Below are 23132 nucleotides of genomic sequence, written 5' to 3'. Positions count from 1 at the left end.
AAAACAAAATGACAGACGCAACACAAGGCGCTGAACAACTTAAAAATGAGCGTCATGAGTTGTTCTGCCAAGAGTATTTAAAAGACTTGAATATTTCACAAGCTGCAGTTCGTGCAGGGTTTAGTGAGCGCTCAGCTAAACAGCATGGTTTTGATGTTTATAACCGTGAAGAAGTTCAAGAGCGTATCCAGTATTTAAATGGCCATCGTTTAAATCGAGTTCAGGTTGATGCTGATTATGTCTTACAGCGTTTGGTCGAAATTGACCAGATGGATGCATTAGACATTATGGATGATAGCGGTAAATTGCTACCACTAAGTGAATGGCCAAAGATTTGGCGACAGTACATTTCTAACTTTGAAAGCATCGAATTGTCTGATGCTAATGGTGCTGTTAAGAAAATAAAATGGCCAGATAAAGTTAAAAACCTTGAGCTACTCGGTAAGCACATTGCAGTTGGTGCATTTAAAGATCGCTTAGAACATACGGGTAGAGACGGTGGGCCTATTGAACACTCTGTAGAAGCTAAACCAAAACTTACACCTGAAGAACTATCAAAACTCACAGCACAAGAGTTATCTCGATTAGCAATTAATGGGGAGATTTAATGTATGCACTTGAAGAAATTACACCTCTCTTAAAAGACTGGACAATCAATACAAGACTTCCTGAAGTCATTGCTGAGATGACTAGACGGTACTACTACAAAGCAGTCACTGAGCAATCAGAAGAATCCAAGAAAGCAGAAATCGAGAAATGCAGAAAAGACCCTATTCATTGGTTTAACCACTGGATATGGACTTATGATCCTCGTGGTATGGCTTATGGCTTGCCAGCGAATCTGCCTTTTGTACTTAGACCTAAACAAGTTGAATTGGTTGAATGGTTACTTGATCGAGAGAATACGCAGACCAGTGGTCTAATTGAGAAGTCACGAGACGAAGGTATGTCTTATGTAGTTTTGGGGTTCTTTTTACATCACTGGTTGTTTGTTGATGGTTTTGCTGCAGGTGTAGGCAGTCGTAAAGAGGATCTAGTTGATAAGAAAGGCGATCCTAAAACACTACTTCATAAGTTTAGAGATATGTTCTCTAAGATGCCCTCTTGGATGAAGCCCAAAGGTTTTAGTGAACGAGACCATGACAATTATTTGCGTATTGTAAACCCTGATAATGGGGCAACGATTACAGGTGAAGCTGGCGATAATATTGGTCGTGGTGGTCGTACCTCAATGTACTTGCTTGATGAATGGGCATTTACAGAGCGTCAAAATGCTGTAGATGCTGCAATATCTCAAAACACAAATGTGCACATCAAAGGTTCAACGCCAAACGGTATTGGTGATCGATTTTATCAAGATCGTTTTAGTGGTCGTTATCCTATTTTTACAATGCCTTGGCGTGATAACCCTGATAAAAATTGGTCGGTTGAATACAAAGGTAAAAAGATTCACCCATGGTATGAAAAGCAACTTGCCACATTGGATGATGTTGTCCTGGCTCAAGAGGTAGATATTAACTATGCAGCTTCGGTTGAAGGTGTGCTTATTCCTGCGGAATGGGTTCGATCTGCAATAGATGCTCATAAGACGCTAAATATCGAGCCGACTGGCGACAAGATTGGTGGGCTTGATGTAGCAGATGAAGGTAAAGATAAAAACTCATTTGCTGGTCGTCATGGGATTCTACTCAAACGCTTAGATACATGGTCAGGCAAAGGCGATGATATTTTTGGTACAACACAAAAAGCTATGGATATTTGTGTTGATGATACCTACTCAACATTATTCTACGATGCTGATGGTTTAGGTGCTGGGTGCCGTGGCGATGCCCGTGTGATTAATGAGAAAAACCGAGAGATTGGAAGATCAGAAATTACAGTTGAGTCATTTCGTGGTTCTGCATCGGTACATGATCCAGATGGGGAAATGGTAGAGAAACGCTTAAATAAAGACTTCTTTGCAAACCTTAAAGCACAGTCTTGGTGGTCTTTGCGACTACGTTTCCAAAACACGCATCGTGCTTTAAATGGTCGTGACTATGATGCAGATAATCTTATTTCACTTTCTAGTGATGATCTTGATAAGAATGAGATAACACAGCTCATCATGGAATTATCACAACCGACATACAGTAAAAATGGTGTGGGGAAAATACTTGTAGATAAGCAGCCTGATGGCTCGAAATCACCTAACCGAGCTGATGCTGTAATGATCTGCTATAACCCTCAACTCTCAAACATTGATGTTTGGAGTAAGCTTTAATTCGAGTCTTATATGAATATCTTAAAACGTACTACTGATAGTTTTCAGAACTTTGCGGCTCGGGTTGGCTTGGGCACAGGAAATCAGCATGACGATTCAACGTATGGCTTTAACTTTCTAAGTCGTAACCGCTTAAAACTTGAAGCAATGTATCGCTCAAGTTGGGTGGTTGGTCAAGCGATTGATGTTGTTGCTGATGATATGACCCGCGAAGGCATTAATATTCGCGGTTTAGATGATCCAAGTGAAGCTGAGATTATCAATGACACGATGGATCAACTAGAAGTTTGGGATCGTCTGAATGAAACCATTAAATGGGGGCGTTTATACGGTGGCGCATTGGCAGTCATGCTTATTGATGGACAGGACAACTCAACGCCACTTAATCCAAAAACTGTCGGTAAAGATCAATTCAAAGGACTGCTTGTTCTTGATCGTTGGATGGTTCAACCCACATTACAGGACTTAGTTACTGAGTATGGGCCACATTATGGCAAGCCTAAATACTATGATGTGTTTTCTGATTCAGTTGGATTATGCAATGAGCGAATTCACTACTCACGTGTGATTCGTATTGATGGTGTGAAACTCCCATACTGGCAGTCAATTGCTGAAAACTTATGGGGACAGTCTGTTATTGAGCGCCTAGAGGATCGTTTAACGATTTTTGATAGTGCGACACTTGGTGCGGGTCAACTTGTCTATAAGGCGCATTTACGCACGTATAAAGTGGATAAATTGCGCGACATTATTGCGACAGGTGGTCGAGCTTTTGAGGGCTTGGTTAAGCAAATTCAGCAGATCCGTTTATGGCAATCCAATGAGGGCTTGACCCTGATGGACTCCAAGGATGAGTTCGCAACCCACCAGTACAGCTTTGCAGGCCTTGATAATATTTTGATCCAATTTGGACAGCAGTTATCAGGTGCGCTAGGTATTCCGTTAGTTAAGTTGTTTGGACAATCTCCTGCTGGATTTAATGCAACGGGCGAAAGTGATCTATCTAACTACTACGATGGGATTAATCAATCTCAAGAAGGTCGATTAAGAACACCGCTGAATATACTTTTAGAAGTTATTTCGATGTCCAAGCTTGGCAAACCATTGCCTAGCTCATTTAAGTTTGACTTTGCATCGCTTTGGCAAATTGATGATGAGACTAAAGCAAATGTTGCAGATAAGGTATCCACTGCGGTTTCTCGTGCTGTAGAAGATGGATTAATTTCTCGTCAAACAGCATTGAAAGAGCTACGTCAATCATCAGAAGTGACCAACATTTTCTCTCATATTACTGATGAAGAGATTGATCAAGCTGAGGATGATCCACCACCTCTAAGTGAGATGACAAATGAAAAACCAACTGACGCGGATCAATCCCCATCGAGCGAGGAAGGTGGAGATACGGTACGGCCAACAGCTTCGAAAGATAGCGTTTTACATTGATACGATTGTTAAAGGGTTTGATTTAAATAACCTAGATAATTATCCAATCATTGCAAACGCACTTAACCAGTATGCATCGACATTGCATGAATGGGCTGTAAATACCGCAGGTCGCATCATGATGGATGTGGCTTTGCGGGATCAAAAGACATGGCTTATTTATGCAAAGGATATTTCAAAAGGCGTTCAGCATGAAATACGGAATACGCCTATAGGTGCAACGTATCAACAGCTACTTGATGAGCAAGTTAATCTCATTAAATCTTTGCCTTTAGAATCTGCCCAACGTGTTCAAGATCTTGCAACCAAAGCCGTCATTGGTGGTGGCCGCACAAAGGAGATTGTCGACATGGTTATGGAAACTGGTCATGTTGCAAAGTCTAGAGCAAATACAATCGCACGAACCGAGATAAGCAGAGCACAAACGAGCTTTACGCAAGCACGTGCTGAGCATTTAGGTTCTGAAGGTTATATCTGGCGTACAAGTAAAGATTCTGATGTTCGTCACAGTCATCAGGAAATGGACGGAAAATTTGTACGATGGGATAGTCCACCAACGTTAGACAATATGACAGGTCATGCTGGATGCTTTCCGAATTGTCGGTGTTATGCCGAACCTGTTATTCCTGAAGATTACTAGAGCCGAAAGGCTCTTTTTTATTGCCTAAATTTAGGTGAAACATATGTTTAGAAAGAAAACGAAAGATAGTCGAACACTAGATCGATCAAATCTTTATACCACTGGCAAGATTGGACGTACACGCGAAACCACACCTGAAGGCTATTTGCTATGTCGTGATGTTGCTGTCGCACGAATTGGTGTTCTGCAGTATGGCAAAGGTGAGGTTCCTGTTACTGCTGACAATACAGGTTTGATCTTGATTGAGCGTGGTGAGGATGAGTTGTTCGATCCAAAAACGATTTCAAGTTTTGAAGGCAAGTCAGTTACAGATGATCATCCTGATGAATGGGTGAGTCCTAAGAACTGGAAGCAACTTACAGTAGGTACAACACAAAATGTTCATCGTGGTGAAAGCCCCGATGATGAATTTTTGCTTGCCGATCTACTTATTACAGATAAAGCAACCATCGATAAAGTTATGGATGGGAAGGTTGAAATTTCTCTTGGCTACGATGCTGACTATCAAGAGGTTAGTGTGGGTAAAGGGGTTCAGAGCAACATTTTAGGTAATCACGTTGCATTAGTTGATAAAGGGCGTTGTGGTTCGCGATGCCGTATAGGAGATAGTTTTATGGCGACAAAGCCTAATAAAAAACGAGTAAGTATTGGTGATCGAATTCGTAGCCTTGTTTTTACACGTGATGCTGATGAAGCAGAAAAAATCGCTAAACAGGTTGAAGATGAAGAAAACCGAGACCCTGAACAGGATCGACCCACTTCAGATGAAGAGCCTGAAAAAACTTCTGATGAAGAGGAAGAAGGAAAAACCAAAACAGGTGATGCAGCACTTCGTAGTGATATGCGAAAACTGATGAAAACCATGGATGCTTTCATTCGTTCACAGGCAAAAGATAAGACCAAGGATGAGGGCGAAGAGGGTAAGGAAACTTCTGATGAAGATGGCGACCCTAAAGAAACCAAAGATGATGGTGACTTAACAGAACCAGGCGCAGGTAAAAAGCTCTCTGATGAAGGTGTTCGTACATACACAGGCGACTCTCTTACAGAAGTATTGTCTCGTGCAGAAATCCTTTCGCCAGGCTTTCGCACCCCAACATTTGACAGTGCAAACAATGGTAAGGCTGTATTAAACACAAAGCGCCAAGTACTAAAACAGGCAGTTAAAACACAAGATGGATTAAGTGCAATCACACCATTTACAGGTGGTAGTACTGATTTTGACAAATTGCCAAGCCATACCATTGATGCTGCGTTTGTTGGCGCATCAGAACTCATTAAGCAAAAAAATAATGCAAAAGGTATCCGCTCAGGCATTTCAACCAAAGACTTTGGTCGTCAGCCAATGAGCATTGCCGATATCAATGCAAAAAACCGCGAATTTTGGAATAAATAAGGACTCTATAATATGGGCAATTCAATTCTATACCGTATGCCTTCAGGTATTCCGGGTGATGTTTCTCGTAAATCACAATCAACTATCGAAGCACATCGTTTAGGTGCACAGCCTGATGCACAGTTTGCATCATGTGGCTTGTTTGGAATCATTGATGCAAATGGGGATTTTGTTCCACCAACAGCAAATACAACTCAGCCATATGGGTTATTGGTTCGTGCTTATCCATTCCAAGGACAGGCAACATCACTCGGTTCATCTGCTCCAACATCAGGAACAATTAATGATGTTCTTGTTCGTGGTTATATGACTGTACTTAATAATGCAGGCGTTGCGAAAAAAGGTGCGCCAGTTTATGTGCGTGTGACCAATGCATCAGATGCCAAACCACTGGGTGGCATTGAGGCGATTGCGACAACAAATGAAACTATTGCAGTCAATGCTCACTTTATGTGTGATGCCGATGCTGATGGCAATGTAGAAATCGCTTACAACATTTAAAAAATACCAAATATGCACAGCACCGAAAGGTGCTTTTTTTATGTGCGGAGACAAATAAATATGAGTTCTTTAATTTTACCCAAAACTCGCGCCCAAACACGTGATGGACTCCAAACCTTTGATGCAAAGACCGTTGATAGTACTGGTGCATTTGTTGTTGGTGAGTTAGAACGACTAGATCAGACCATGCATGAGCCATTGGCATCTGTGACTTGGACTCGTGACATTGATTTGCGTGAAGATGTATCGATTGCTGATGAGTTATCATCATTCACAAATTCTCGTTTTGCGGCACCAGGTAGTGCATCGCCAAATGGTAAGAATTGGATTGGTAAAGAAACTGATGCGATTCAGGGCTTGGCATTAGATATTGGTAAAACAGCTAATCCATTAACATTGTGGGGGATGCAATTAGGCTGGACACTTCCAGAACTTGCATCAGCTCAACAGGTTGGCCGTCCAATTGATACGCAAAAATATAACGGCATGATGCTGAAATACAATATGGATGTTGATGAACAAGTCTATATTGGTGATGGTATTTTAGGTGTCGAAGGCCTTGTAACTAGCACTAAAGTTGGTTCAACCAATGTTCCTGTAGGCGCATCAGGCAAGGCAGATTGGAAAAATAAGACTGCAGATGAAATTCTTGCAGATGTAAACTTGATGCTTAATCAGTCATGGGTTGCAACAGGCTTCGCAATTGTTCCTGATAAACTTCTGATTTCACCAACACAATTTAGTTTATTGGTCACTCGTAAAGTATCAGAAGCTGGCAATATTTCAATTCTTGAGTTTTTGAAAGCAAACAGCTTGTCAAACAGTGCTAATGGTCGTCCTTTAGATATTCAACCGTTGAAATGGCTATCAGGTCGTGGGGTTGGTGGTACGGATCGTATGGTTGCTTATACAAAAGATAAAAACCGCGTTCGATTCCCATTGGTGCCACTACAACGCACCCCGCTTGAATATCGCGATTTACGTCAGCTTGTGACTTACTATGGTCGTTTAGGTGTTGTCGAATGGGTATACCCTGAAACAGCATTCTATGCAGATGGCATCTAAGGAGTAAGACATGTCAAAAGTACAGATTCTTTTATCCAAAGATTTGCTGATCCATCTTTCTGCTGAGGATTCAGTCGAACTAAAGTCAGGGTTACAGGAGGTCGAGCAAGAAATTGCCGAACATTGGTACGTCAAATCACACTCTCAGCCAATCACATCAGATGCAGTTAAGGATGATGCTCATAAAAAAGAGGTTGAATCTTTAAAGGCGGAACTTGCTGCTGCACAAAAAACGATTGCTGATCTGCAAAAACAAATCGACGATACGAAGGCGAAGTAATCATGTTAACAGAATCATCTTTTCGTGAATCAATGCCGATGTTTGCGGATGTAAATGCCTACCCACCATCACAGTTTAATTTTTACCTAAATTATGGTGTGAAATTGTTGCCTGAGAATCGTTGGGATGATCTGTTAGATGAGGGGTTAACCTTCTTTGTTGCTCACTACCTAACACTATATAAACGTGCAATCGGTGCTTCACAGATTGGTGCGGATGCAGGAAAGGTTGTGGGCAATGAGACCTCCAAGTCTGTTGATAGTGTTTCTAAGTCAATGGATGTTTCAGGCGTAACGCTTGATGATGCAGGGCAATGGAATCAAACAACATGGGGCATTCAATTTCTGCAACTTGCTAGAATGGTGGGAGCAGGTGGTGTTCAATTATGAGTGGTGTCACATCAACAGGTGTGGGGCTAATTGATATTTTAGAAGCAGTCTCACAGCTCTCAAAAACAGATGTACTTGTAGGTGTTCCTGATAGTGGTGCTGAAAGAACAGATAGTGAATTAACCAATGCCCAAATTGGTTATTTGCTAGAGACTGGATCACCAGCAACAAACTTACCGCCTCGTCCTCATTTGGTGAGAGGTGTTGAGGAAGTTCAGGACTCTATTTCGCAACAGCTTACAAAGGCTATAGATGCAGCACTCGATGGCAACCAAAAGAAAATGTATTTCTATTTGAATACTGCGGGCATGAAAGCAATGAGCAGTGTTAAAAATATCATCAATGAAGGTGATTTTATTCCACTTGCACCGGCAACGATTCGTAATCGCTTATCTCGTGGTAGAACTTCAACAAAACCGCTTGTAGACACAGGTCAATATAGAAACTCTCAAACATACATTGTCATGGATGGGGATAAGGAGGTGAATCGTGCCCAATCTTGATGTATCTGATGTATTGCTTGATCCTGACTTTATGACGACTGATTTAATTTGCAATCGTATTCAGGTAGTTCCTCAACAAAATGGTACTGCTAGTACATCAATACAAAGCACTCCATTTGCAGGTGTTGTGACGACAAATAATGGCCTGAATATGGATCGTAGAGAAGATGGTACTTTGATTAAAGGTGCTATTAACATTCATACACAGTTCAATCTCACTTCAGGTGATAGCTCGACTCGTGCTGATGAGATTCAGTGGCGAGGAAAAACCTATATTGTTTCACAAGTACTTTCAAATGCTCACTTTGGACAAGGTTTTGTTAAAGCAGTTTGTGAGCTAAAACCACTCTCAGGATAGAACATGACAGACTCCACAACTGGTGGCTACATTGTGCCAACGGGTGGGGTTGCTTACGATCAAGAGTTAAGAGACATATTTCAAGCTTTCATTCGTGCAGTCGTTGCAATGGATGGCACTTTGGTTCGCCCACGATGGCAACAAGTTCCCTTACCCACACCTGACATCAATACAGATTGGTGTGCTTTTGGTGTAAAGGTTACAGAGCCAAACGATTCTCCATACTTTGAACAGCAAGATGATTCAGCCGTATCTATTCGGCATGAGTCTATACAAGTGCTGATTTCATTTTATGGCCCATCATCTGAAAGCAATATCAACTTACTCAAAGATGGATTAGCAATTCCACAAAATATCGCCCAACTCAGTCAATCTCAAATTAAGTTCGTTTCTGTTGATCAAATCATTGCTGCACCTGACTTTCTAAACCAGCAGTGGGTACAACGGCATGACATGACTGCCACGTTTAGACGTAAAACACAACGAACAGTTCCAATTCGCACATTTGAAAACTTTCAAATTAACTTAAAAAATAGCTAGGAGTCATCAATGACACTCCCTACTTCTAATGTCGTAAATGTCAGTGTTTCTATTGCTGCTTTAGCGGCAGGGCCACGATCATTTGGCTCTCTACTTATTTTGGGTACCACGCCAAACGTAATTAGTACAACTGAGCGCATTCGCCTATATTCGGATGCTGTATCTGTGGGTAATGATTTTGGTACGGACTCACCTGAATACAAGGCTGCGGTTGTTTATTTCTCTCAGTCACCAAAGCCACGCACGTTGTATATCGGGCATTGGGATAAGACATCTGCAACACCTGAAAAGGTTACTGATGCCGTATCTGCATGTTTGGATTCCTTAAAATGGTATGGCCTTGTTATTGCAGACGATCTTGTTGATAGCGATGTTCTATCAGTTGCATCACTGATTGAAGCTGCAAGCCCAAGCCGTTTATATGGCCATACAACACAAGATGTAAATGTGCTTGATAAGACAAACACTGACAACATTGGTGTGAAGTTATCTAAAGCAGGGTACAAACGTACATTTTGGATTTACTCAAGTTCTTCTAAATATGCTGATGTCTCAGTATTTGGTCGTGCTTTTACTGTGAATTTTGAGGGTACAAATACCACCATTACCCTGAAGTTTAAGCAACTACCTGGTATTGCTCCCGAAGATCTAAAGGTTTCACAAGCAGCCAACATCACTGCAAACAATGGCAATGTCTTTGCTGAATACAACAATGACACGGCAATTCTGCAAGAAGGCGTAATGTCTAATGGCTCATTCTTTGATGAAGTCCATGGTTTGGATTGGTATCAAAACGCCTTAGAAACTGCATTATGGAATCTTTACTACACATCAACCACCAAAATTCCGCAAACACCTGCAGGTGTAAATCGCCAATGTGCCGTACTTGAAAAAGTAAGTGAGCAAGGTGTTACCAATGGATTGCTTGCAGGTGGTGTATGGAATGGTGATGAGTTTGGGACACTTAAATCAGGTGACTATCTCACAAAGGGTTATTACGTCTTTGCCAATAGTTTAGATGATCAACTTCAAGCAGATCGTGAAGCGCGTAAATCACCAGTATTCCAAATCGCATCAAAACTTGCAGGTGCAACACACTTTGCTGATGTGATTGTGTCAGTAAACCGCTAGGAGAAAAATAATGTCAACTTGGTCTTTTATGGACACACATGCCACATTGGTTAGTGATGATGGCTCGATTGACTTGGGGTATGGTGCTGCGATTGCAAAAGAAGGCATCACCATTTCCATGTCAGAAAACAAAAACACGATGACAACTGGTGCAGATGGAGAGGGTATGCACTCTCTACACTGTAGTAAGTCCGGGACGATTACAGTACGTCTTTTAAAAACATCACCTGCCAATGCCAAACTGATGAATTTGTATAACACGCAGTCGGCAAGCTCTAAAAAATGGGGAAAAAATAACTTTACTTTAAACAACGATGCTTCAGGCGATAACGTCACAGGCACTAAGCTTGCTTTTCAAAAAGCACCTGATTACAACGCAGCGGAAGATGGTGCAACAGTTGATTGGGTGTTTGATGCAATCAAAATTGATATGAAATTGGGTACATACGAGTAATTAGATATGATGACTTTAGAAATTGGCGGACAAATGTACGCGATTAAAAAGCTAAATGCATTTGATCAACTACATGTATCAAGAAAAATATCACCGATGACACCGCATATCATTCCTGTGATTTCTGAAATTATGCATGGTGGTTTGGTTAAAACACTAAAAAAAATTGATGAAGAGCTAGATATTGAAAAGCTTGACATTAACAACATTGATGACCTGCTTAACAAAGTTGATCTCAAATCCTTAAATGGTCTATCCGGTGCACTATCTCCACTTACAAAATCATTTGCTGAGCTTCCTCAAGAAGATGTGGACTATGTGATTCACAAATGTTTATCAGTTTGTACTCGAAACGGTGCAAAGGTTTGTCAAAACAATGCAATCATGTTTGATGATTTGGAGTTGGGGCAGATGCTTGCGCTCGTTGTTGCAGTAATTCGTGACAGCATGGGAAATTTTATTCAAGGGCTGCTTACCAAGGCGAGAGCTTTGCAGGAGCAGTCCACGTAAATTATAAAAGCTTGCCTGATGGTGAAGATTGGTTATTAAGACCAGTCATGAAAGGCATGTGTAAGTTTGAGTCATTAAAAGATGGAACTATCGATTTACATGATATTTCATTAATGAATGATGCTTTAGATGTTGTTGCTGACAATGAATACCTTGTTGAAAAAGCGAGGGAGAGAGAAGCAGCGAACAAGTAGTTTGACGACCACCTTCGGGTGGTTTTTTATGGGCGATAGATATGGCACAAGCAGCTACAATTAAAGATTTCCTTGTTGCATTGGGATTCAAAACAGACAATGCAGGTCTTGCGAAAATGCAAGGCGCATTACAGGGTGTTGAGCTTAAAGCTAAATCCCTCAATATGGCTTTAGGTGCGCTTGCTGTTGGTGCTGTTCTCGCAGTCCGTCAAACGGCAAGTGAACTCGATAAACTTTACTTCTCATCAAAACGCATTGGTGCAAGTGCTGAAAACATTAATGCGTATGGTAATGCTATTTCTCAAATGGGTGGTAGTGCAGAGGACGCGATAGGCACTTTAGAAAGTCTTGCTGAGAAAATGCGTAACTCTCCTGGATACGAGGGTATGCTTAATAGTCTTGGAGTAAAAACCAAAGACTCAAACGGTGCATTGCGAGATCGTGTTGAAGTCATGAAAGACTTGAGTGCAACACTTGCTAAAATGCCGTCATACCAAGCCAATGCTTACGCAAATTCTTTAGGGATAGATCAGAAAACACTTTTAGCTATGCGCGATGATAAATTCATCGGCAATATGGAGAAGTACAAAAAGATTCAAAAAGAACTTGGTATGAATGACAAACTTGTGAAGTCGGGTAATGATTTCATGAGTGAATACCGTGATTTGTCTATGATTACTAAGACAGGGTTTCAAGTCATTGTTATGCAGGTCGGTAAGGCGCTTATTCCAGTGCTTAAAGGTTTGAATCACCTTGTTCTTATGGGGGTGCATGCTTTTAGTCAAATGAATCCTAAAATTAAAGAAGGTTTGGTGATTGGTCTTCGTTTTGCGCTACTGGCTACGGTATTTAGTAGTGTGGCAAGAGCATTTGGCTTGTTCCTTCGGTTCATAGCACCATTGAAATTCTTTATTCGCCTTCTTGGTTTACTGCGGGTTGCTTTCCTTGCTACCCCACTCGGTATTATTGCTGCTTTAGCTGCGGGAATCCTTGCGCTCTATGATGATTATAAAACATGGAAAGAGGGTGGGAAGTCTTTTCTTGATTGGTCTCAATGGACAAAAGAAATTGATTGGGTAACCCAAAAAATTAAAGATTTTATGGATTTGATATCTAGTCTTACTGGTAAGGCAATTGAGTTTGTTCAAAAGCTTGTACATGATCCAAAAGGTGCACTCAAGGATATAAAGGATGGTACAGTTCATTTAGCACGTGATTTTATAAACTGGACAAGAGGTACTGCCCATGCTGCGGTTGGTGGAGTGAAAGGTGCTGCAACCCAATATAGTCAAAATTACACAAGTAAAAACTTTACCAATGAAAAGGCAAAAGTAATTCAGGAAACAGCGAAAAGAATAGGTGTTGACCCAAATGATTTAGCTGCGGTAATTTCATTTGAAACAGGTGGGACATTTAGTCCTAGCGCAAAAAACAAAAAGTCATCGGCTACAGGGTTAATTCAGTTTATGAAAGGCATTGGTGGCGTGAAGAATAAATATTATGGTATGACTCGCGATCAATTCTCATCATTATCTTTTGCTGAACAAATGAAATATGTCGAGCGGTATTATAAGGAGAGAGGATTCAAAGAGGGTGGGTCATACTCTGTTGGAGATGTTTATGGTGCTGTTACAGGTTGGGGGTATAAAAAAGGGACAGCAGCATATGATTTAAACAAAGTTTGGGACTCGAATCACGATGGTATAATTACTAAAGGGGAAATGGTGCAGAATCCATCCTTTAAGGCTCATCAAAGAAGTTACTTCTCCAAGCCCAACTTTGGTATTGGCAGTCCGCAAATAAATAGTTTTGCCCCACCAAGAGGTAATCCTAATAAGTCACAAATAAACTCTACTAAGTCATCTGCATCTAATGTTACTATTCATCAAGAATACAATACAACAATGACAGTGAATGGCGCTAAAGATCCACAAGAGTCTGCTAATGCTGTAAAGAGAAGCCAAGATAATGCCAAGATATTTCTAGCACGAAATACTAGGGGCGTAATGGCTTAAGGTGAACAATATGAAATACTATCTTCTAGCACTACTCCTTTGCGGGACTAATGTATTTGCACATGATTTTCCAAATAAAAAAGGCATATGTACTTTCAATGGAAGTGAGCCAACACCGTGCACTATCGAAAATGGTGGCGGTGCTGGAGGTAGTTATTACATTTTAAAATCAAAAAAAGATTCTATTTATGTCGAAAGCGATTGTTCTGGTGATAACTGTGCACTATCTATAGGTGCAAATTCTGATAATACTGTGGATGCCAAGGAGTTTAAAAAAGATGGTTTTTACTGTACATCTAGTAATGATAATAAATTAACTGGATGCTTTAAGATAACATGAGAAAAATAATTACTGCATTAATAGCTACCTTACCAACCCTATCAAATGCTGATTTTAATCAATCTCAAAAGCTCTTACTTATGAATGATATGGAGGCTTGGCTCTCATCAGGGAGTTCGCTTTTTAATTGGTCGGGTATTGCTCAGAAAGATATTTCACTTGATCCGGATATTGAGTCCCCAATAGAAGTTTTTGCAAACTTTCAGAAAAATTCATTTTCATCAGAAAAGATGTACCGTCAAAAATATCAACGAATAGTTGGTAATTTTGAAAGCATTCAAAAAGATAGCTATGGCAATCCTATAGGTGTTTTTGATGTTGGATATTTAAATCACTTATACATTAGTGGCCTAACAAGGAATGAAGCTGAAGACATAGATTTAAGCAAACCTATAGCATTAATGTGTAAAAGTGTAGTTGAACAAGATGGTGATTTAATAGCGAGATGCTCAATGTTTAAAAGCCCAACAAGAATGTTCTCTGTAGATTATTTTCAAGATCATCTAAATGACTTCGCACTAGATAAAGTAAGTAAGATTGTTGCATCAAATGAAAAATTAGCCTCAATTATGAAAACAGCATCAGAAGTCGATTTGGGGAGTGATTGTGATTTAATAGACAGTAAGAACTATAGCTACTGTCTATCAAAGACTGAGAAAGAAGTTGGGAGTAGAATAAAAAGAGATTAGTTGTTATGCCTGATTGTTGTCGATATATGTAGAGTTTCGCTTGGATCAGTACTGTTTGCAATACTTTGTTGTTTCTGCTGTTCAGCACGTTTGTAATCTTCAGCTGTTGGTGTATAACCATGCGCTGCTATTTCAGCATCTTTCGGAAAGTCTTGATTTACAGCAACTGTACTTGCAGGCGCAGGTGTAGCAATTTGCTCTTGTGGCTCAGAGACTGTAGATATTGGTGCTAACTCTTGATTTGCAACAGGTTCACTCGCTATTTCTTGTGTAGTCGTAGGCTGTGTGTCTGCCTTTTTATTAGATTCACCAAAAAAGAAATGATAACCGCCATATACGGCAGCAGCTAAAATAAGTAGTCCAAATAAGGTGCTGAAAAAGCCACCCTCTTTCTTAGGCTCAACTTCATCTATAACAAATTCACTACCACACTTTTTGCAGTCGTAGCCATTTTGCCAATCTGAAAGAAGATCTGGATCAGATGGTCGTGGATATTTATTAGGTTGTGCCGGCATTCTTTTTACTTGAATGCTTCCACAGTATGGACAATTTACTTTAGGTCTATAGGTTTGCATTTTATTGCTCTTTCTTAATATATTTAAGGTGCTACAAGATGTTAACAGGAAAGTGACTAATCAATATAGTAAAGCATATTTTGTCAAGGGTAAGGCTGTGCTGAAAATGCTATATAAATGTATAAGCAATAAGTTACAAAATAAGTAATCAAAATTAATTAAGCCACCTTCGGGTGGTTTTTTTATCTCTCCAAAAAAGTAAAACCCCTGATGCGACCAACATCAGGGGTTTTTTGTATCCACCTTAATAATAAGGGAAACAATAAATACCTATGTATAAAAGTATAGCAGTAATTCTACATAAAGTAGAGGTGATTATGGAAAAACATGGATTTTGGAAAGTAACAGGAGTTTGCTTATTTGCAATTCTCTTATGGCAAGCACCAAATATTATTAATGCAATTGCTAAATTAATAGAAGTTGTGAAGTAAAAATTAGCATCTGAATGGTGTTTTATAGGTGAAATATGGGAATAGAGTCTTTACTAAGTTCAGCTTACAGCACTGCTTCGAGCTCACCTTATACAGAAAAAGCTGCCTCTTTATTGCTTGCCGGCAAAGGCAGAACAATTATGGGGTTGTTTGCCGATGTAACTATTGAAGAAAAGCATAAAGATGAAGTGCAAATTACAGAGCATCCAGTTGAAACAGGTTCTCCAATCTCTGACCATGCCTACAAAATACCGCCTGAAGTCTCAATTAAGGTAGGTTGGTCTGAAAGTGCTGGTCGCTTAAATAGTCTAGTTGGTGATTCATTGCTGTCAGGGAGTACGGGCCTTGTCGCAATATATGAGGTACTTCAAACACTTCAAGATAAATACATACGTCTTATCGTTTCTACAGGTAAGAGACTGTACACCAATATGATTATTAAAACGCTTGAGTGCACAACGGATCCTGAAACAGAAAATGTTTTGATGATCGATATCACATTTAAAAAAGTGAATATCGTGAAAACATCAGAAGCAACGGTACTCCTAGAGCAACAAGCCGACCCATCTAAGACTTCACAGGTTCAAGACAATGGAACGGTACAAAAGCAAGCAACAAATGAATCTTGGTTGTCCCAAATGATGGGTGGAGCTAAAGGTGGCGCATACACATTGCTTAATCCTTTTGGGAGTTAGTTATGGCTTATTTTAATATCCCACTCACTAGCAACAACCAAAAACTGAATGTAGTTTTGGGAAGTACAACTTATAAACTCCGCTTAATCTATCGTTCACAAAAATGGTTTTTAGACATATTGGATACTGCTGAAAATCCACTAGTATTGGGTATCCCAATGGTGATGGGTGATGATTTACTTGTTCAGCATCAGCATGTCCTACAAGGCTCTTTATATGTCGTCAATGTGAATGACAATGAAGCACAAAACTTTAGTGACTTGGGCGATAAAATTACCCTGTACTGGAGTGATAGCTAATGGAACAATGGATTCGGCAATGTAGGCTTACTGTTCAAATCAATAAAGATCAGCCACAAGCACTTGATCTATCCGAGTTTAGAATTGTATTCCATGTAGCGCAGCCAACAACGGAACAGCCCAAATATGCTGAGATATATATTTATAATATGTCTCACAAAACAATGAATACGCTTGCGGGTGAGAATAGTCAAAATAAGGATACTCAAGTCATTCTTGAAGTTGGCTATAAATCAGGGCCATTAGAAACTCTATTTAGGGGGACATCATTTCAGTTTAGAAAGGGTAGAGACAACCAAACAGATACTTGGCTGTGTATTCTTGCTCAATGTGCTGATACGGTAAAAAGCGCTGCTGTTATAAATAACTCATTACCAGCAGGAACATCGCTCAATGACATGCAGCAGTTCATTCTCCAACAGTACAATAGTTATGGTATTGATATTGGTGAAACACCCCAACTAACTGAACAAAGATATCCAAGAGGGCGAGTGTTTTTTGGGTCTTTAGATCGTCATGCCAATCAATTCTATAAAGACAACAACACCAGTTGTTCTGTAGATGACGATACGTTTAATGCTGTTCCACTTGGTAAATATAGTGTTATTCCAATGCTGTCTCTGAATAAAGAGAATGGAATGATCGGCATGCCAAGGCTCACAAGTGAAGGGGTGCAAGTAACTTCACTGATTAATCCTAAGTTCAAACGTAATGGTCGAATACAAATTGATTTATCCAATCTACAGACAGAAAGCTACGATGTGCAATATGGACAACAGGGTGTTGATCAGCCATTTAAAAACCAAAACCTAGCAACCAATACTCAAGGGACATTCATTATTGTTTCTGTAGAGCACTATGGTGATATACGTGGCGATGAATGGTACAGCACACTTATTTGTGTCGGTGTTGATACGGTTGTTCCAAAATCAGGTCTATTGATATCGGGAGTAGATGACAATGGCACTTAGTTATGAAGAACAGGCCCCAACACATCTCAATATCATTAAAGAGTCGATACGAGATGAAATAGCGCACCTATGGACTTGTTTGCCTTGTGAGGTTATGTCTTATAACCCTGATAATGTCACAGTCGATGTTCAGCCATTGATTAAGATTCCAATTAGACAGCAAGATGGCAGTATTCAAACAGTCAATTTACCAATGCTACTTGATGTACCTGTAATGTTCACTTGTGCAGGTGGTTTTACTATTACTCATCCAATCCGAGAAGGTGATGAGTGTCTCGTTAATTTTGGTGATAGAAATATTGATTTGTGGTGGCAATCAGGTGGCATACAAGACCCATTTGACATGAGAAAGCATGACCTATCAGATGGTTTTGCATTCTTCAGGCCACAATCTCAGCTCAATAAAATATCTAATATATCAACAGATAATTTAGAAATTAGAACTGATGATGGTAGTTGCAAGATACAGATGACTCCTGGTGGTGAGATTAACTTCTTTGGTCAAAAGGCAATATTCAACTGCCCTGTAGAGATGGCTCAAACCCTGACTGTAACAGGAATTATTAAATCACTTGCTGATGTGATTGCAAAAACAATCAGTCTGTTTAGTCATAAACATGGTGGGGTTCAAGGCGGTGGATCAACCAGTAGTGGGCCACAATAGTTTTAATCAAGATAGAGGGGCGCGAAAGCGTCTTTTTTTATGCGTTATAGAAAGCAAGATCAAGACGGGGACCACGTATTTGGTTCTAGTGCAAACGACTTCTATGTTGATTCTGCTGAAGCGGTTGCACAATCAGTGAAAACACGGCTTAACCTTTGGATTGGGGAGTGGTTTGCAGATACTTCGGACGGTACAGGCTGGAATCAAAGCATACTTGGTAAGAAAGCTGGGAACTTATACGAGCTCGCACTTAGACAGCGTGTTTTAGAAACGCAAGGTGTTTTGAGTATTGAGGACTTTGAAAGCCAAATTGATCCAAACATAAGAAAGCTCACAGTCACCATGACGATAAACACAGTGTATGGCGAATATTCATTGGATGAGGAAATTAACAGATGACGTTAACCACAATAGCTCCTCAAATTACAGACTCAGGCGTATCTGCACCCACTTACTTTGAAGCATTAGATTACCTAAAAGACCAATATAAAGCGATTTATGGTGATGATGCTTATCTAGAGAATGATAGCCAAGATGGGCAGTGGCTTGGTGTAATTGCTCGTGTTGTTTCGGACTGCGGTGCTGCATGTATAGATGTATATTCAACATTCTCACCAAAAACAGCCACAGGCGATGCACTTTCAAGAAATGTCGCGATTAACGGCATTAAACGTGCACTACCTACTTATTCAACTGTTGATCTGACTATTACAGGTACAGCAGGCACAGTGATTACGAATGGCTATGCAGTGGACAAGAACAACAATCAATGGATGTTACCAACGACAGTAACCATTCCATCGAGTGGTTCAATTGTAGTGACTGCAACAGCATCTCAAGCAGGTGCAGTACTGGCAATGGCTGGATCAGTAACAACCATTGGGAAGCCAACAAGAGGGTGGCAGAGTGTAACGAATGTTGCATCATCTACACTTGGAACAGCAGTGGAGCAAGATGCTCATTTAAAGCAACGACAAGCCTTATCTGTTGCAATCCCATCTCAGTCTAAAACAGACAGTATTAAGGGTGCTTTATTCAGCCTCGCAGGTGTATCACGCTGTAAAACCTATGAGAATGACACCAAAAAAACTAATGACCTTGGATTGCCTCCGAATACGTTATGCGTGGTTATTTCAGGTGGTGATGCGAATGCCATTGCCCAGACTATGCGCTCCAAAAAATCATTGGGTTGTGGGTGGTATGGAAACACCAATGTTTCTGTCAATGATAACTTTGGTGAAGCAGTCACTGTACAATTTTATCGACCAAATGTTAGAAGTATTGGTTTCATCATTAGTGCTCAAAGCACTGTGGACTATACGAGTGATATTGGCGATTCAATCAAGCAAGCGATAGCCAACTATGTGAATCAGCTAGACATCGGTGACAAGATTGCACTCAACAAAATCTATGTTCCTGCAGGTTTATATGGTGGTCTAGATTCAATGACCTACGATATCTCATCAATCATAATCACAGTTGATGGGAAACAAATTTCAGGTGACTTCTTATTAAGTTTTAATGAAGTGGCATATTGTGAAACAAAGAACATAGATATCAGTATCGCAGGGGGATAAATGGACTCATCAAGTTTCTTATCTCTCATCACAAGCCAACATCGATCACAACCAAAATTTAATGCAGCAGTTCGCGTATCAATTGAGCCGATTATAGATGTCATCAACTGTTTCCAGTCAATGAATGGAAAGTTTGACTTGGCTAATGCAACGGGTGATCAATTACAGATTATTGCAGATTGGGTTGGTGCACCAAATGCAATACCCAATGCAATTCCTATCCCATTCTTTGGTTTTGATGATCAAGACGGGTCATTAACTTTTGGTGAACTAGATGATCCTACAGTCGGTGGATATTGGCGTGAATCAGGTATGAATGACTCCACCGCAAAGGTTATGGATACCGGTCTATTTCGCAACGTGATTTATGCCAAGATTCTTTTAAATCAATCTGACTGTTCAGAGCAATCTGCAATCGATATTTTGTCATTAATTCTAACTAAAAAATTCAAATTTATAGATAACTTGGATATGTCAATCACATTCACCTTTCTTGATAGCTATGAAGTATGGGAAAGAGAGCTAGTGAGAATGATGTTTCCATTGCCTTCGGGCGTAAAACTAATATTCGAGGGTGAAAATGAGTATTGATAAACTACCTGATTTCGCTACTGGCTCTACGGCATCAAAAGGTACTGATAATTTAAATCTGCCACTTGGATTTCCATCACGTATACGCCCAGCTAGACAGTGGTTTAATTATTTGTTCAATGCAACTTTCTTAAAGATAAATGAAGTTATCGATAAGAAGTTGGACGCAGATGCGAATGCTGTATCAGCGACAAAGTTACAGAATCAGAGAAATATAACTCTTTCTGGGGTTGCCTTAGGTTCGGTGAGTTTTGATGGTACAGATGATGTAGATATTCAACTATCAGCAAATACTGACCCATTAAGAGTTGTGAAAGGGAATAATTACACCATCACATACGATGATGCACGACGTATCGCAATTATTGAAATGTCACTTTGGACAAACGATAGCGTTATTAATCAGACGGCCAGTGATAATAGTCGTTCAAACTGTCGAGTTGGAACTTTCTCGCTGCCAATTACGCTTAAAAAGCGAATGTCTGCATCAATTCAATTGAGTGAAGAGGGAACAACGGTGGAGTACTTTGTTGAAGCCATGGAGTGGCTTATTAATGTCATGTATGACGGTTATAGAAATGTAGATGCTCAAAAGCAGTTATGCGCTCGGTTTGAAAGGTGGACAGGCTCTAGCGATGAGCAAGTAACAGCAAAAGCTACTATTGTGGGGATTTTCTAAAATGGCGACGAATTGGAATACAATCCTAAGCAACACCAAAAATTTAAATGATGTATTGGCTATTTTACGAAAAATTTTGGGGCAAACTGATAAATTATCTGAATTAGATATTGATGGGATTCTAGCAAATATCAATGTTCAGGTTAATCAAGCAACAAGCAACTTTGACTCAAAACAGGTTGATGCACTTAATGAGTTAAAAACAACACTTGAAGTAGCGAAGGCTGCTGGTGCTGGGGAACATGGCTGGATCACAGATATTGTTGCAACCAAAATAAGTGATGCAGCAACTCAAGACTTATTCAACCAAAAAGGAATTACCACAGTAGAAACATTTGCTGATCTAGCAAAGTTAGATACATGGGACCTACGACTTGTTTATGTGAGTGGTGATGGGCAGTATTATTACTCTGCGGCACAAAAAGCATGGTTGAAAGATGAGCCATATGCCATATTCGATTTTAAAAATGAACAACCTATTCAATACTATTTCAATAAACTTGGAAATTGGGACGATGCAATATTTGAAGCACAATGCAATATATATAGAAAGGGTTTTTCAAGTATATTAAGACTCCCTATGGGTAATATTGAAATAACACGTCCAATTTATGGTGGTCGTGGTCTTATTGAGTATATAACTAAAAATGCTCCCGATATAGACACGAGTGGGCAATGGATACCACTAACGCTTTTAGGCTCCCCAAGGTCTACAGAAGGCAGGCCTGAAAATAATCTTGGAACTCAAATTGTATTTAAAGGTATTAAATCTGATACGGACCTAACGTGGGCAAATTATGGAATAATCCATAGTGCATCGTTAGATTATAAAAATATGCAAACAGGTGATCAAGATAACCCCGGTTCAATAACTTTGCGTGATATGAATATTAGACCAGACAATATTAATGCTGGTCAGTCATCAATTCACGGGATGGTGGTTCGAAATGGTAGTAAACATTATCTGCAAAACGTAACATTTTATGGGTGTTATGGGTCAGGTTTCTACGGGGACTGGATTTTTGATAGTCAATTCGATCAGGTTACATTTATGCGATGTGGTCGAATGTCCCCTGATTATAAGAAATTTATGGCTGATGGCAATCTCGATATTCGATATCAAACTTACGCTCCTTTACAGATTACTCATACTTCAACAGATGCAGATAATTCTAATTTTATTTTTTTCCATAAAACTCATTTTGAAGATAATACATATGGCGCTGCTGATATTATTATTAATGGAGATAGCACACCAATTGTTATGTATGACAATCACCACGAAACAGAGGGCAATGGCGTTGCATCAAAAAATAAAAAGGTTTGTGTAGCATTAGGCGGATATGGTGTTAAGTATTTTGGTCAAGATCAGGAAAATGGATTTGATTATACTAATTTTGATAAGCAGACTAGAGCTGGATACATAACTCTAGCGAATACAAGAGTATATTCTCCAGGGTATGAATATTTAAGCAAACAAACAGCATGGTGCACATCAACATATAATAGTTGCAATGTAGGAGGTTTACCTGTTTATGCATATTCATACAATTCAGGTGGGGGAGTAACCCTTAATGACACACCAATCGGTGACTTTATACATGAAGGTTTTAGTGATAGAGGTTATTTATTAAGGGCGACTCAGGGAACAATTGGAGATATTTATCTAGGTAAGGATAATGGCAGTGGTGGCAGTGTTTCATTAGTAAATTGTGACTGTGGCAATATGAGCATTGGTTCAAACTCTGATGGTTCATGGGCTAGCTCTATTGAAATAAGAGCGACAAACACATCATTTAATTCAATTACTGGCAAGTATCCAAACTTTTTTGGAGATATCAAGATAACATCACCAGACACAGCAAGTAGTTTCACAGTAATAAATAAGGCTGACTTAGATATTCGATCTTATAATTTCTTAGAGACATCTGGAGTATAA

30 protein-coding genes are annotated in these 23132 nt (G+C 39.8%); 29 read left to right on the top strand and 1 reads right to left on the bottom strand.

Annotation, left to right across the window (positions count from 1 at the left end; translation table 11 throughout):
• The first annotated feature begins 8 nt into the window (after nucleotides 1–8).
• Genes AC1MPL_RS10010 through AC1MPL_RS09920 form a run of 19 tightly spaced genes read left to right on the top strand, consistent with a single transcriptional unit; the run spans nucleotide 9 to nucleotide 14711 of the window.
• On the top strand, nucleotides 9–608 hold the full coding sequence (locus tag AC1MPL_RS10010; RefSeq protein ID WP_479765770.1) for a terminase small subunit: 600 nt from the start codon (nucleotides 9–11) through the stop codon (nucleotides 606–608).
• Nucleotides 608–2263, top strand: a complete 1656-nt coding sequence (locus AC1MPL_RS10005) for a terminase large subunit (protein ID WP_479765768.1) — start codon at nucleotides 608–610, stop codon at nucleotides 2261–2263. The genes AC1MPL_RS10010 and AC1MPL_RS10005 overlap by 1 nt, the downstream gene beginning before the upstream one ends.
• 12 nt (nucleotides 2264–2275) lie before the next feature.
• Nucleotides 2276–3706, top strand: coding sequence for a DUF1073 domain-containing protein (locus tag AC1MPL_RS10000; protein WP_479765767.1), 1431 nt, complete (start codon nucleotides 2276–2278; stop codon nucleotides 3704–3706).
• Nucleotides 3657–4346 (top strand): phage head morphogenesis protein, encoded by a 690-nt coding sequence (locus AC1MPL_RS09995; protein ID WP_479765766.1) that lies wholly within the window; start codon nucleotides 3657–3659, stop codon nucleotides 4344–4346. Before AC1MPL_RS10000 ends, AC1MPL_RS09995 begins: the two co-directional genes overlap by 50 nt.
• Nucleotides 4347–4389: 43 nt before the next feature.
• Nucleotides 4390–5742 (top strand): DUF2213 domain-containing protein, encoded by a 1353-nt coding sequence (locus AC1MPL_RS09990; RefSeq protein ID WP_479765764.1) that lies wholly within the window; start codon nucleotides 4390–4392, stop codon nucleotides 5740–5742.
• Nucleotides 5743–5754: 12 nt separating this feature from the next.
• Nucleotides 5755–6243, top strand: a complete 489-nt coding sequence (locus tag AC1MPL_RS09985) for a structural cement protein Gp24 (protein ID WP_479765763.1) — start codon at nucleotides 5755–5757, stop codon at nucleotides 6241–6243.
• A gap of 60 nt (nucleotides 6244–6303) precedes the next feature.
• Nucleotides 6304–7308 carry a DUF2184 domain-containing protein gene (locus tag AC1MPL_RS09980; RefSeq protein ID WP_479765762.1) on the top strand — a complete coding sequence of 335 codons (1005 nt, stop codon included), beginning with the start codon at nucleotides 6304–6306 and terminating at the stop codon, nucleotides 7306–7308.
• A 10-nt stretch (nucleotides 7309–7318) separates the two neighbouring features.
• Nucleotides 7319–7588, top strand: coding sequence for an STY1053 family phage-associated protein (locus tag AC1MPL_RS09975; protein ID WP_479765761.1), 270 nt, complete (start codon nucleotides 7319–7321; stop codon nucleotides 7586–7588).
• A gap of 2 nt (nucleotides 7589–7590) precedes the next feature.
• Nucleotides 7591–7977 (top strand): DUF4054 domain-containing protein, encoded by a 387-nt coding sequence (locus AC1MPL_RS09970; protein WP_479765760.1) that lies wholly within the window; start codon nucleotides 7591–7593, stop codon nucleotides 7975–7977.
• Nucleotides 7974–8480 carry a hypothetical protein gene (locus AC1MPL_RS09965; protein ID WP_479765758.1) on the top strand — a complete coding sequence of 169 codons (507 nt, stop codon included), beginning with the start codon at nucleotides 7974–7976 and terminating at the stop codon, nucleotides 8478–8480. Before AC1MPL_RS09970 ends, AC1MPL_RS09965 begins: the two co-directional genes overlap by 4 nt.
• The gene (locus AC1MPL_RS09960) at nucleotides 8467–8838 is read left to right on the top strand and encodes a hypothetical protein (RefSeq protein WP_479765756.1); all 372 of its coding nucleotides are present in this window, start codon (nucleotides 8467–8469) and stop codon (nucleotides 8836–8838) included. The genes AC1MPL_RS09965 and AC1MPL_RS09960 overlap by 14 nt, the downstream gene beginning before the upstream one ends.
• Before the next feature lie 3 nt (nucleotides 8839–8841).
• Entirely contained in the window at nucleotides 8842–9378 is a 537-nt protein-coding gene (locus AC1MPL_RS09955; protein ID WP_479765755.1) for a phage neck terminator protein, read from the top strand.
• Nucleotides 9379–9387: 9 nt separating this feature from the next.
• Complete coding sequence (locus AC1MPL_RS09950; protein ID WP_479765753.1) at nucleotides 9388–10509, top strand: DUF3383 family protein; 1122 nt, start codon at nucleotides 9388–9390, stop codon at nucleotides 10507–10509.
• Nucleotides 10510–10519: 10 nt separating this feature from the next.
• Nucleotides 10520–10963 (top strand): phage structural protein, encoded by a 444-nt coding sequence (locus AC1MPL_RS09945; RefSeq protein ID WP_023272294.1) that lies wholly within the window; start codon nucleotides 10520–10522, stop codon nucleotides 10961–10963.
• 6 nt (nucleotides 10964–10969) lie between these two features.
• The gene (locus tag AC1MPL_RS09940; protein ID WP_479765750.1) at nucleotides 10970–11473 is read left to right on the top strand and encodes a phage tail assembly chaperone; all 504 of its coding nucleotides are present in this window, start codon (nucleotides 10970–10972) and stop codon (nucleotides 11471–11473) included.
• Between the two features lie 47 nt (nucleotides 11474–11520).
• Nucleotides 11521–11667 (top strand): DUF6889 family protein, encoded by a 147-nt coding sequence (locus tag AC1MPL_RS09935; protein WP_171068498.1) that lies wholly within the window; start codon nucleotides 11521–11523, stop codon nucleotides 11665–11667.
• A 41-nt stretch (nucleotides 11668–11708) separates the two neighbouring features.
• A complete protein-coding gene (locus AC1MPL_RS09930; RefSeq protein ID WP_479765748.1) occupies nucleotides 11709–13682 on the top strand; it encodes a hypothetical protein in 1974 nt (657 codons plus the stop codon).
• Nucleotides 13683–13692: 10 nt separating this feature from the next.
• Nucleotides 13693–14022 (top strand): hypothetical protein, encoded by a 330-nt coding sequence (locus tag AC1MPL_RS09925; protein WP_479765746.1) that lies wholly within the window; start codon nucleotides 13693–13695, stop codon nucleotides 14020–14022.
• Nucleotides 14019–14711, top strand: a complete 693-nt coding sequence (locus AC1MPL_RS09920) for a hypothetical protein (protein ID WP_479765744.1) — start codon at nucleotides 14019–14021, stop codon at nucleotides 14709–14711. Before AC1MPL_RS09925 ends, AC1MPL_RS09920 begins: the two co-directional genes overlap by 4 nt.
• Here AC1MPL_RS09920 and AC1MPL_RS09915 read toward each other — a convergent pair.
• Nucleotides 14708–15286, bottom strand: a complete 579-nt coding sequence (locus tag AC1MPL_RS09915) for a hypothetical protein (protein WP_479765742.1) — start codon at nucleotides 15284–15286, stop codon at nucleotides 14708–14710. The two genes, AC1MPL_RS09920 and AC1MPL_RS09915, sit on opposite strands and share 4 nt — an antisense overlap.
• A gap of 272 nt (nucleotides 15287–15558) precedes the next feature.
• Here AC1MPL_RS09915 and AC1MPL_RS09910 point away from each other — a divergent pair, with 272 nt between their 5' ends.
• From AC1MPL_RS09910 to AC1MPL_RS09865, 10 genes are read left to right on the top strand one after another with little or no spacing between them, the layout of a single operon-like run.
• A complete protein-coding gene (locus AC1MPL_RS09910) occupies nucleotides 15559–15717 on the top strand; it encodes a hypothetical protein (protein WP_479765741.1) in 159 nt (52 codons plus the stop codon).
• 35 nt (nucleotides 15718–15752) lie between these two features.
• Nucleotides 15753–16412: a phage baseplate protein gene (locus AC1MPL_RS09905; protein ID WP_479765739.1), complete on the top strand. Its 660-nt coding sequence runs from the start codon at nucleotides 15753–15755 to the stop codon at nucleotides 16410–16412.
• A 2-nt stretch (nucleotides 16413–16414) separates the two neighbouring features.
• A complete protein-coding gene (locus AC1MPL_RS09900) occupies nucleotides 16415–16711 on the top strand; it encodes a phage baseplate plug family protein (protein WP_479765737.1) in 297 nt (98 codons plus the stop codon).
• Nucleotides 16711–17682, top strand: a complete 972-nt coding sequence (locus AC1MPL_RS09895; protein ID WP_479765735.1) for a baseplate hub protein — start codon at nucleotides 16711–16713, stop codon at nucleotides 17680–17682. The genes AC1MPL_RS09900 and AC1MPL_RS09895 overlap by 1 nt, the downstream gene beginning before the upstream one ends.
• Nucleotides 17672–18346 (top strand): Gp138 family membrane-puncturing spike protein, encoded by a 675-nt coding sequence (locus AC1MPL_RS09890; RefSeq protein ID WP_479765733.1) that lies wholly within the window; start codon nucleotides 17672–17674, stop codon nucleotides 18344–18346. Before AC1MPL_RS09895 ends, AC1MPL_RS09890 begins: the two co-directional genes overlap by 11 nt.
• 39 nt (nucleotides 18347–18385) lie before the next feature.
• Nucleotides 18386–18745, top strand: coding sequence for a contractile injection system sheath initiator (locus AC1MPL_RS09885; RefSeq protein WP_479765731.1), 360 nt, complete (start codon nucleotides 18386–18388; stop codon nucleotides 18743–18745).
• Nucleotides 18742–19923 carry a baseplate J/gp47 family protein gene (locus AC1MPL_RS09880; RefSeq protein ID WP_479765729.1) on the top strand — a complete coding sequence of 394 codons (1182 nt, stop codon included), beginning with the start codon at nucleotides 18742–18744 and terminating at the stop codon, nucleotides 19921–19923. Before AC1MPL_RS09885 ends, AC1MPL_RS09880 begins: the two co-directional genes overlap by 4 nt.
• A complete protein-coding gene (locus AC1MPL_RS09875) occupies nucleotides 19924–20514 on the top strand; it encodes a baseplate wedge 1 family protein (protein WP_479765727.1) in 591 nt (196 codons plus the stop codon).
• Complete coding sequence (locus AC1MPL_RS09870; protein ID WP_479765725.1) at nucleotides 20504–21193, top strand: hypothetical protein; 690 nt, start codon at nucleotides 20504–20506, stop codon at nucleotides 21191–21193. Before AC1MPL_RS09875 ends, AC1MPL_RS09870 begins: the two co-directional genes overlap by 11 nt.
• Before the next feature lies 1 nt (nucleotide 21194).
• On the top strand, nucleotides 21195–23132 hold the full coding sequence (locus tag AC1MPL_RS09865; protein ID WP_479765723.1) for a hypothetical protein: 1938 nt from the start codon (nucleotides 21195–21197) through the stop codon (nucleotides 23130–23132).

This window comes from Acinetobacter sp. N1-1, from assembly GCF_056711485.1.
The sequence above is the reverse complement of the archived record's forward strand: the minus strand, read 5'-3'. Positions and strand labels throughout refer to the sequence as shown.

What these genes read in the sequence shown, in the direction of transcription:
- AC1MPL_RS10010 (WP_479765770.1), top strand. Translation starts at nt 9, where the DNA reads ATGACAGACGCAACACAAGGCGCTGAACAACTTAAAAATGAGCGTCAT.
- AC1MPL_RS10005 (WP_479765768.1), top strand. Translation starts at nt 608, where the DNA reads ATGTATGCACTTGAAGAAATTACACCTCTCTTAAAAGACTGGACAATC.
- AC1MPL_RS10000 (WP_479765767.1), top strand. Translation starts at nt 2,276, where the DNA reads ATGAATATCTTAAAACGTACTACTGATAGTTTTCAGAACTTTGCGGCT.
- AC1MPL_RS09990 (WP_479765764.1), top strand. Translation starts at nt 4,390, where the DNA reads ATGTTTAGAAAGAAAACGAAAGATAGTCGAACACTAGATCGATCAAAT.
- AC1MPL_RS09985 (WP_479765763.1), top strand. Translation starts at nt 5,755, where the DNA reads ATGGGCAATTCAATTCTATACCGTATGCCTTCAGGTATTCCGGGTGAT.
- AC1MPL_RS09980 (WP_479765762.1), top strand. Translation starts at nt 6,304, where the DNA reads ATGAGTTCTTTAATTTTACCCAAAACTCGCGCCCAAACACGTGATGGA.
- AC1MPL_RS09975 (WP_479765761.1), top strand. Translation starts at nt 7,319, where the DNA reads ATGTCAAAAGTACAGATTCTTTTATCCAAAGATTTGCTGATCCATCTT.
- AC1MPL_RS09970 (WP_479765760.1), top strand. Translation starts at nt 7,591, where the DNA reads ATGTTAACAGAATCATCTTTTCGTGAATCAATGCCGATGTTTGCGGAT.
- AC1MPL_RS09965 (WP_479765758.1), top strand. Translation starts at nt 7,974, where the DNA reads ATGAGTGGTGTCACATCAACAGGTGTGGGGCTAATTGATATTTTAGAA.
- AC1MPL_RS09955 (WP_479765755.1), top strand. Translation starts at nt 8,842, where the DNA reads ATGACAGACTCCACAACTGGTGGCTACATTGTGCCAACGGGTGGGGTT.
- AC1MPL_RS09950 (WP_479765753.1), top strand. Translation starts at nt 9,388, where the DNA reads ATGACACTCCCTACTTCTAATGTCGTAAATGTCAGTGTTTCTATTGCT.
- AC1MPL_RS09945 (WP_023272294.1), top strand. Translation starts at nt 10,520, where the DNA reads ATGTCAACTTGGTCTTTTATGGACACACATGCCACATTGGTTAGTGAT.
- AC1MPL_RS09940 (WP_479765750.1), top strand. Translation starts at nt 10,970, where the DNA reads ATGATGACTTTAGAAATTGGCGGACAAATGTACGCGATTAAAAAGCTA.
- AC1MPL_RS09935 (WP_171068498.1), top strand. Translation starts at nt 11,521, where the DNA reads ATGAAAGGCATGTGTAAGTTTGAGTCATTAAAAGATGGAACTATCGAT.
- AC1MPL_RS09930 (WP_479765748.1), top strand. Translation starts at nt 11,709, where the DNA reads ATGGCACAAGCAGCTACAATTAAAGATTTCCTTGTTGCATTGGGATTC.
- AC1MPL_RS09925 (WP_479765746.1), top strand. Translation starts at nt 13,693, where the DNA reads ATGAAATACTATCTTCTAGCACTACTCCTTTGCGGGACTAATGTATTT.
- AC1MPL_RS09920 (WP_479765744.1), top strand. Translation starts at nt 14,019, where the DNA reads ATGAGAAAAATAATTACTGCATTAATAGCTACCTTACCAACCCTATCA.
- AC1MPL_RS09915 (WP_479765742.1), bottom strand. Translation starts at nt 15,286, where the DNA reads ATGCAAACCTATAGACCTAAAGTAAATTGTCCATACTGTGGAAGCATT.
- AC1MPL_RS09910 (WP_479765741.1), top strand. Translation starts at nt 15,559, where the DNA reads ATGTATAAAAGTATAGCAGTAATTCTACATAAAGTAGAGGTGATTATG.
- AC1MPL_RS09905 (WP_479765739.1), top strand. Translation starts at nt 15,753, where the DNA reads ATGGGAATAGAGTCTTTACTAAGTTCAGCTTACAGCACTGCTTCGAGC.
- AC1MPL_RS09900 (WP_479765737.1), top strand. Translation starts at nt 16,415, where the DNA reads ATGGCTTATTTTAATATCCCACTCACTAGCAACAACCAAAAACTGAAT.
- AC1MPL_RS09895 (WP_479765735.1), top strand. Translation starts at nt 16,711, where the DNA reads ATGGAACAATGGATTCGGCAATGTAGGCTTACTGTTCAAATCAATAAA.
- AC1MPL_RS09890 (WP_479765733.1), top strand. Translation starts at nt 17,672, where the DNA reads ATGGCACTTAGTTATGAAGAACAGGCCCCAACACATCTCAATATCATT.
- AC1MPL_RS09885 (WP_479765731.1), top strand. Translation starts at nt 18,386, where the DNA reads ATGCGTTATAGAAAGCAAGATCAAGACGGGGACCACGTATTTGGTTCT.
- AC1MPL_RS09880 (WP_479765729.1), top strand. Translation starts at nt 18,742, where the DNA reads ATGACGTTAACCACAATAGCTCCTCAAATTACAGACTCAGGCGTATCT.
- AC1MPL_RS09875 (WP_479765727.1), top strand. Translation starts at nt 19,924, where the DNA reads ATGGACTCATCAAGTTTCTTATCTCTCATCACAAGCCAACATCGATCA.
- AC1MPL_RS09870 (WP_479765725.1), top strand. Translation starts at nt 20,504, where the DNA reads ATGAGTATTGATAAACTACCTGATTTCGCTACTGGCTCTACGGCATCA.
- AC1MPL_RS09865 (WP_479765723.1), top strand. Translation starts at nt 21,195, where the DNA reads ATGGCGACGAATTGGAATACAATCCTAAGCAACACCAAAAATTTAAAT.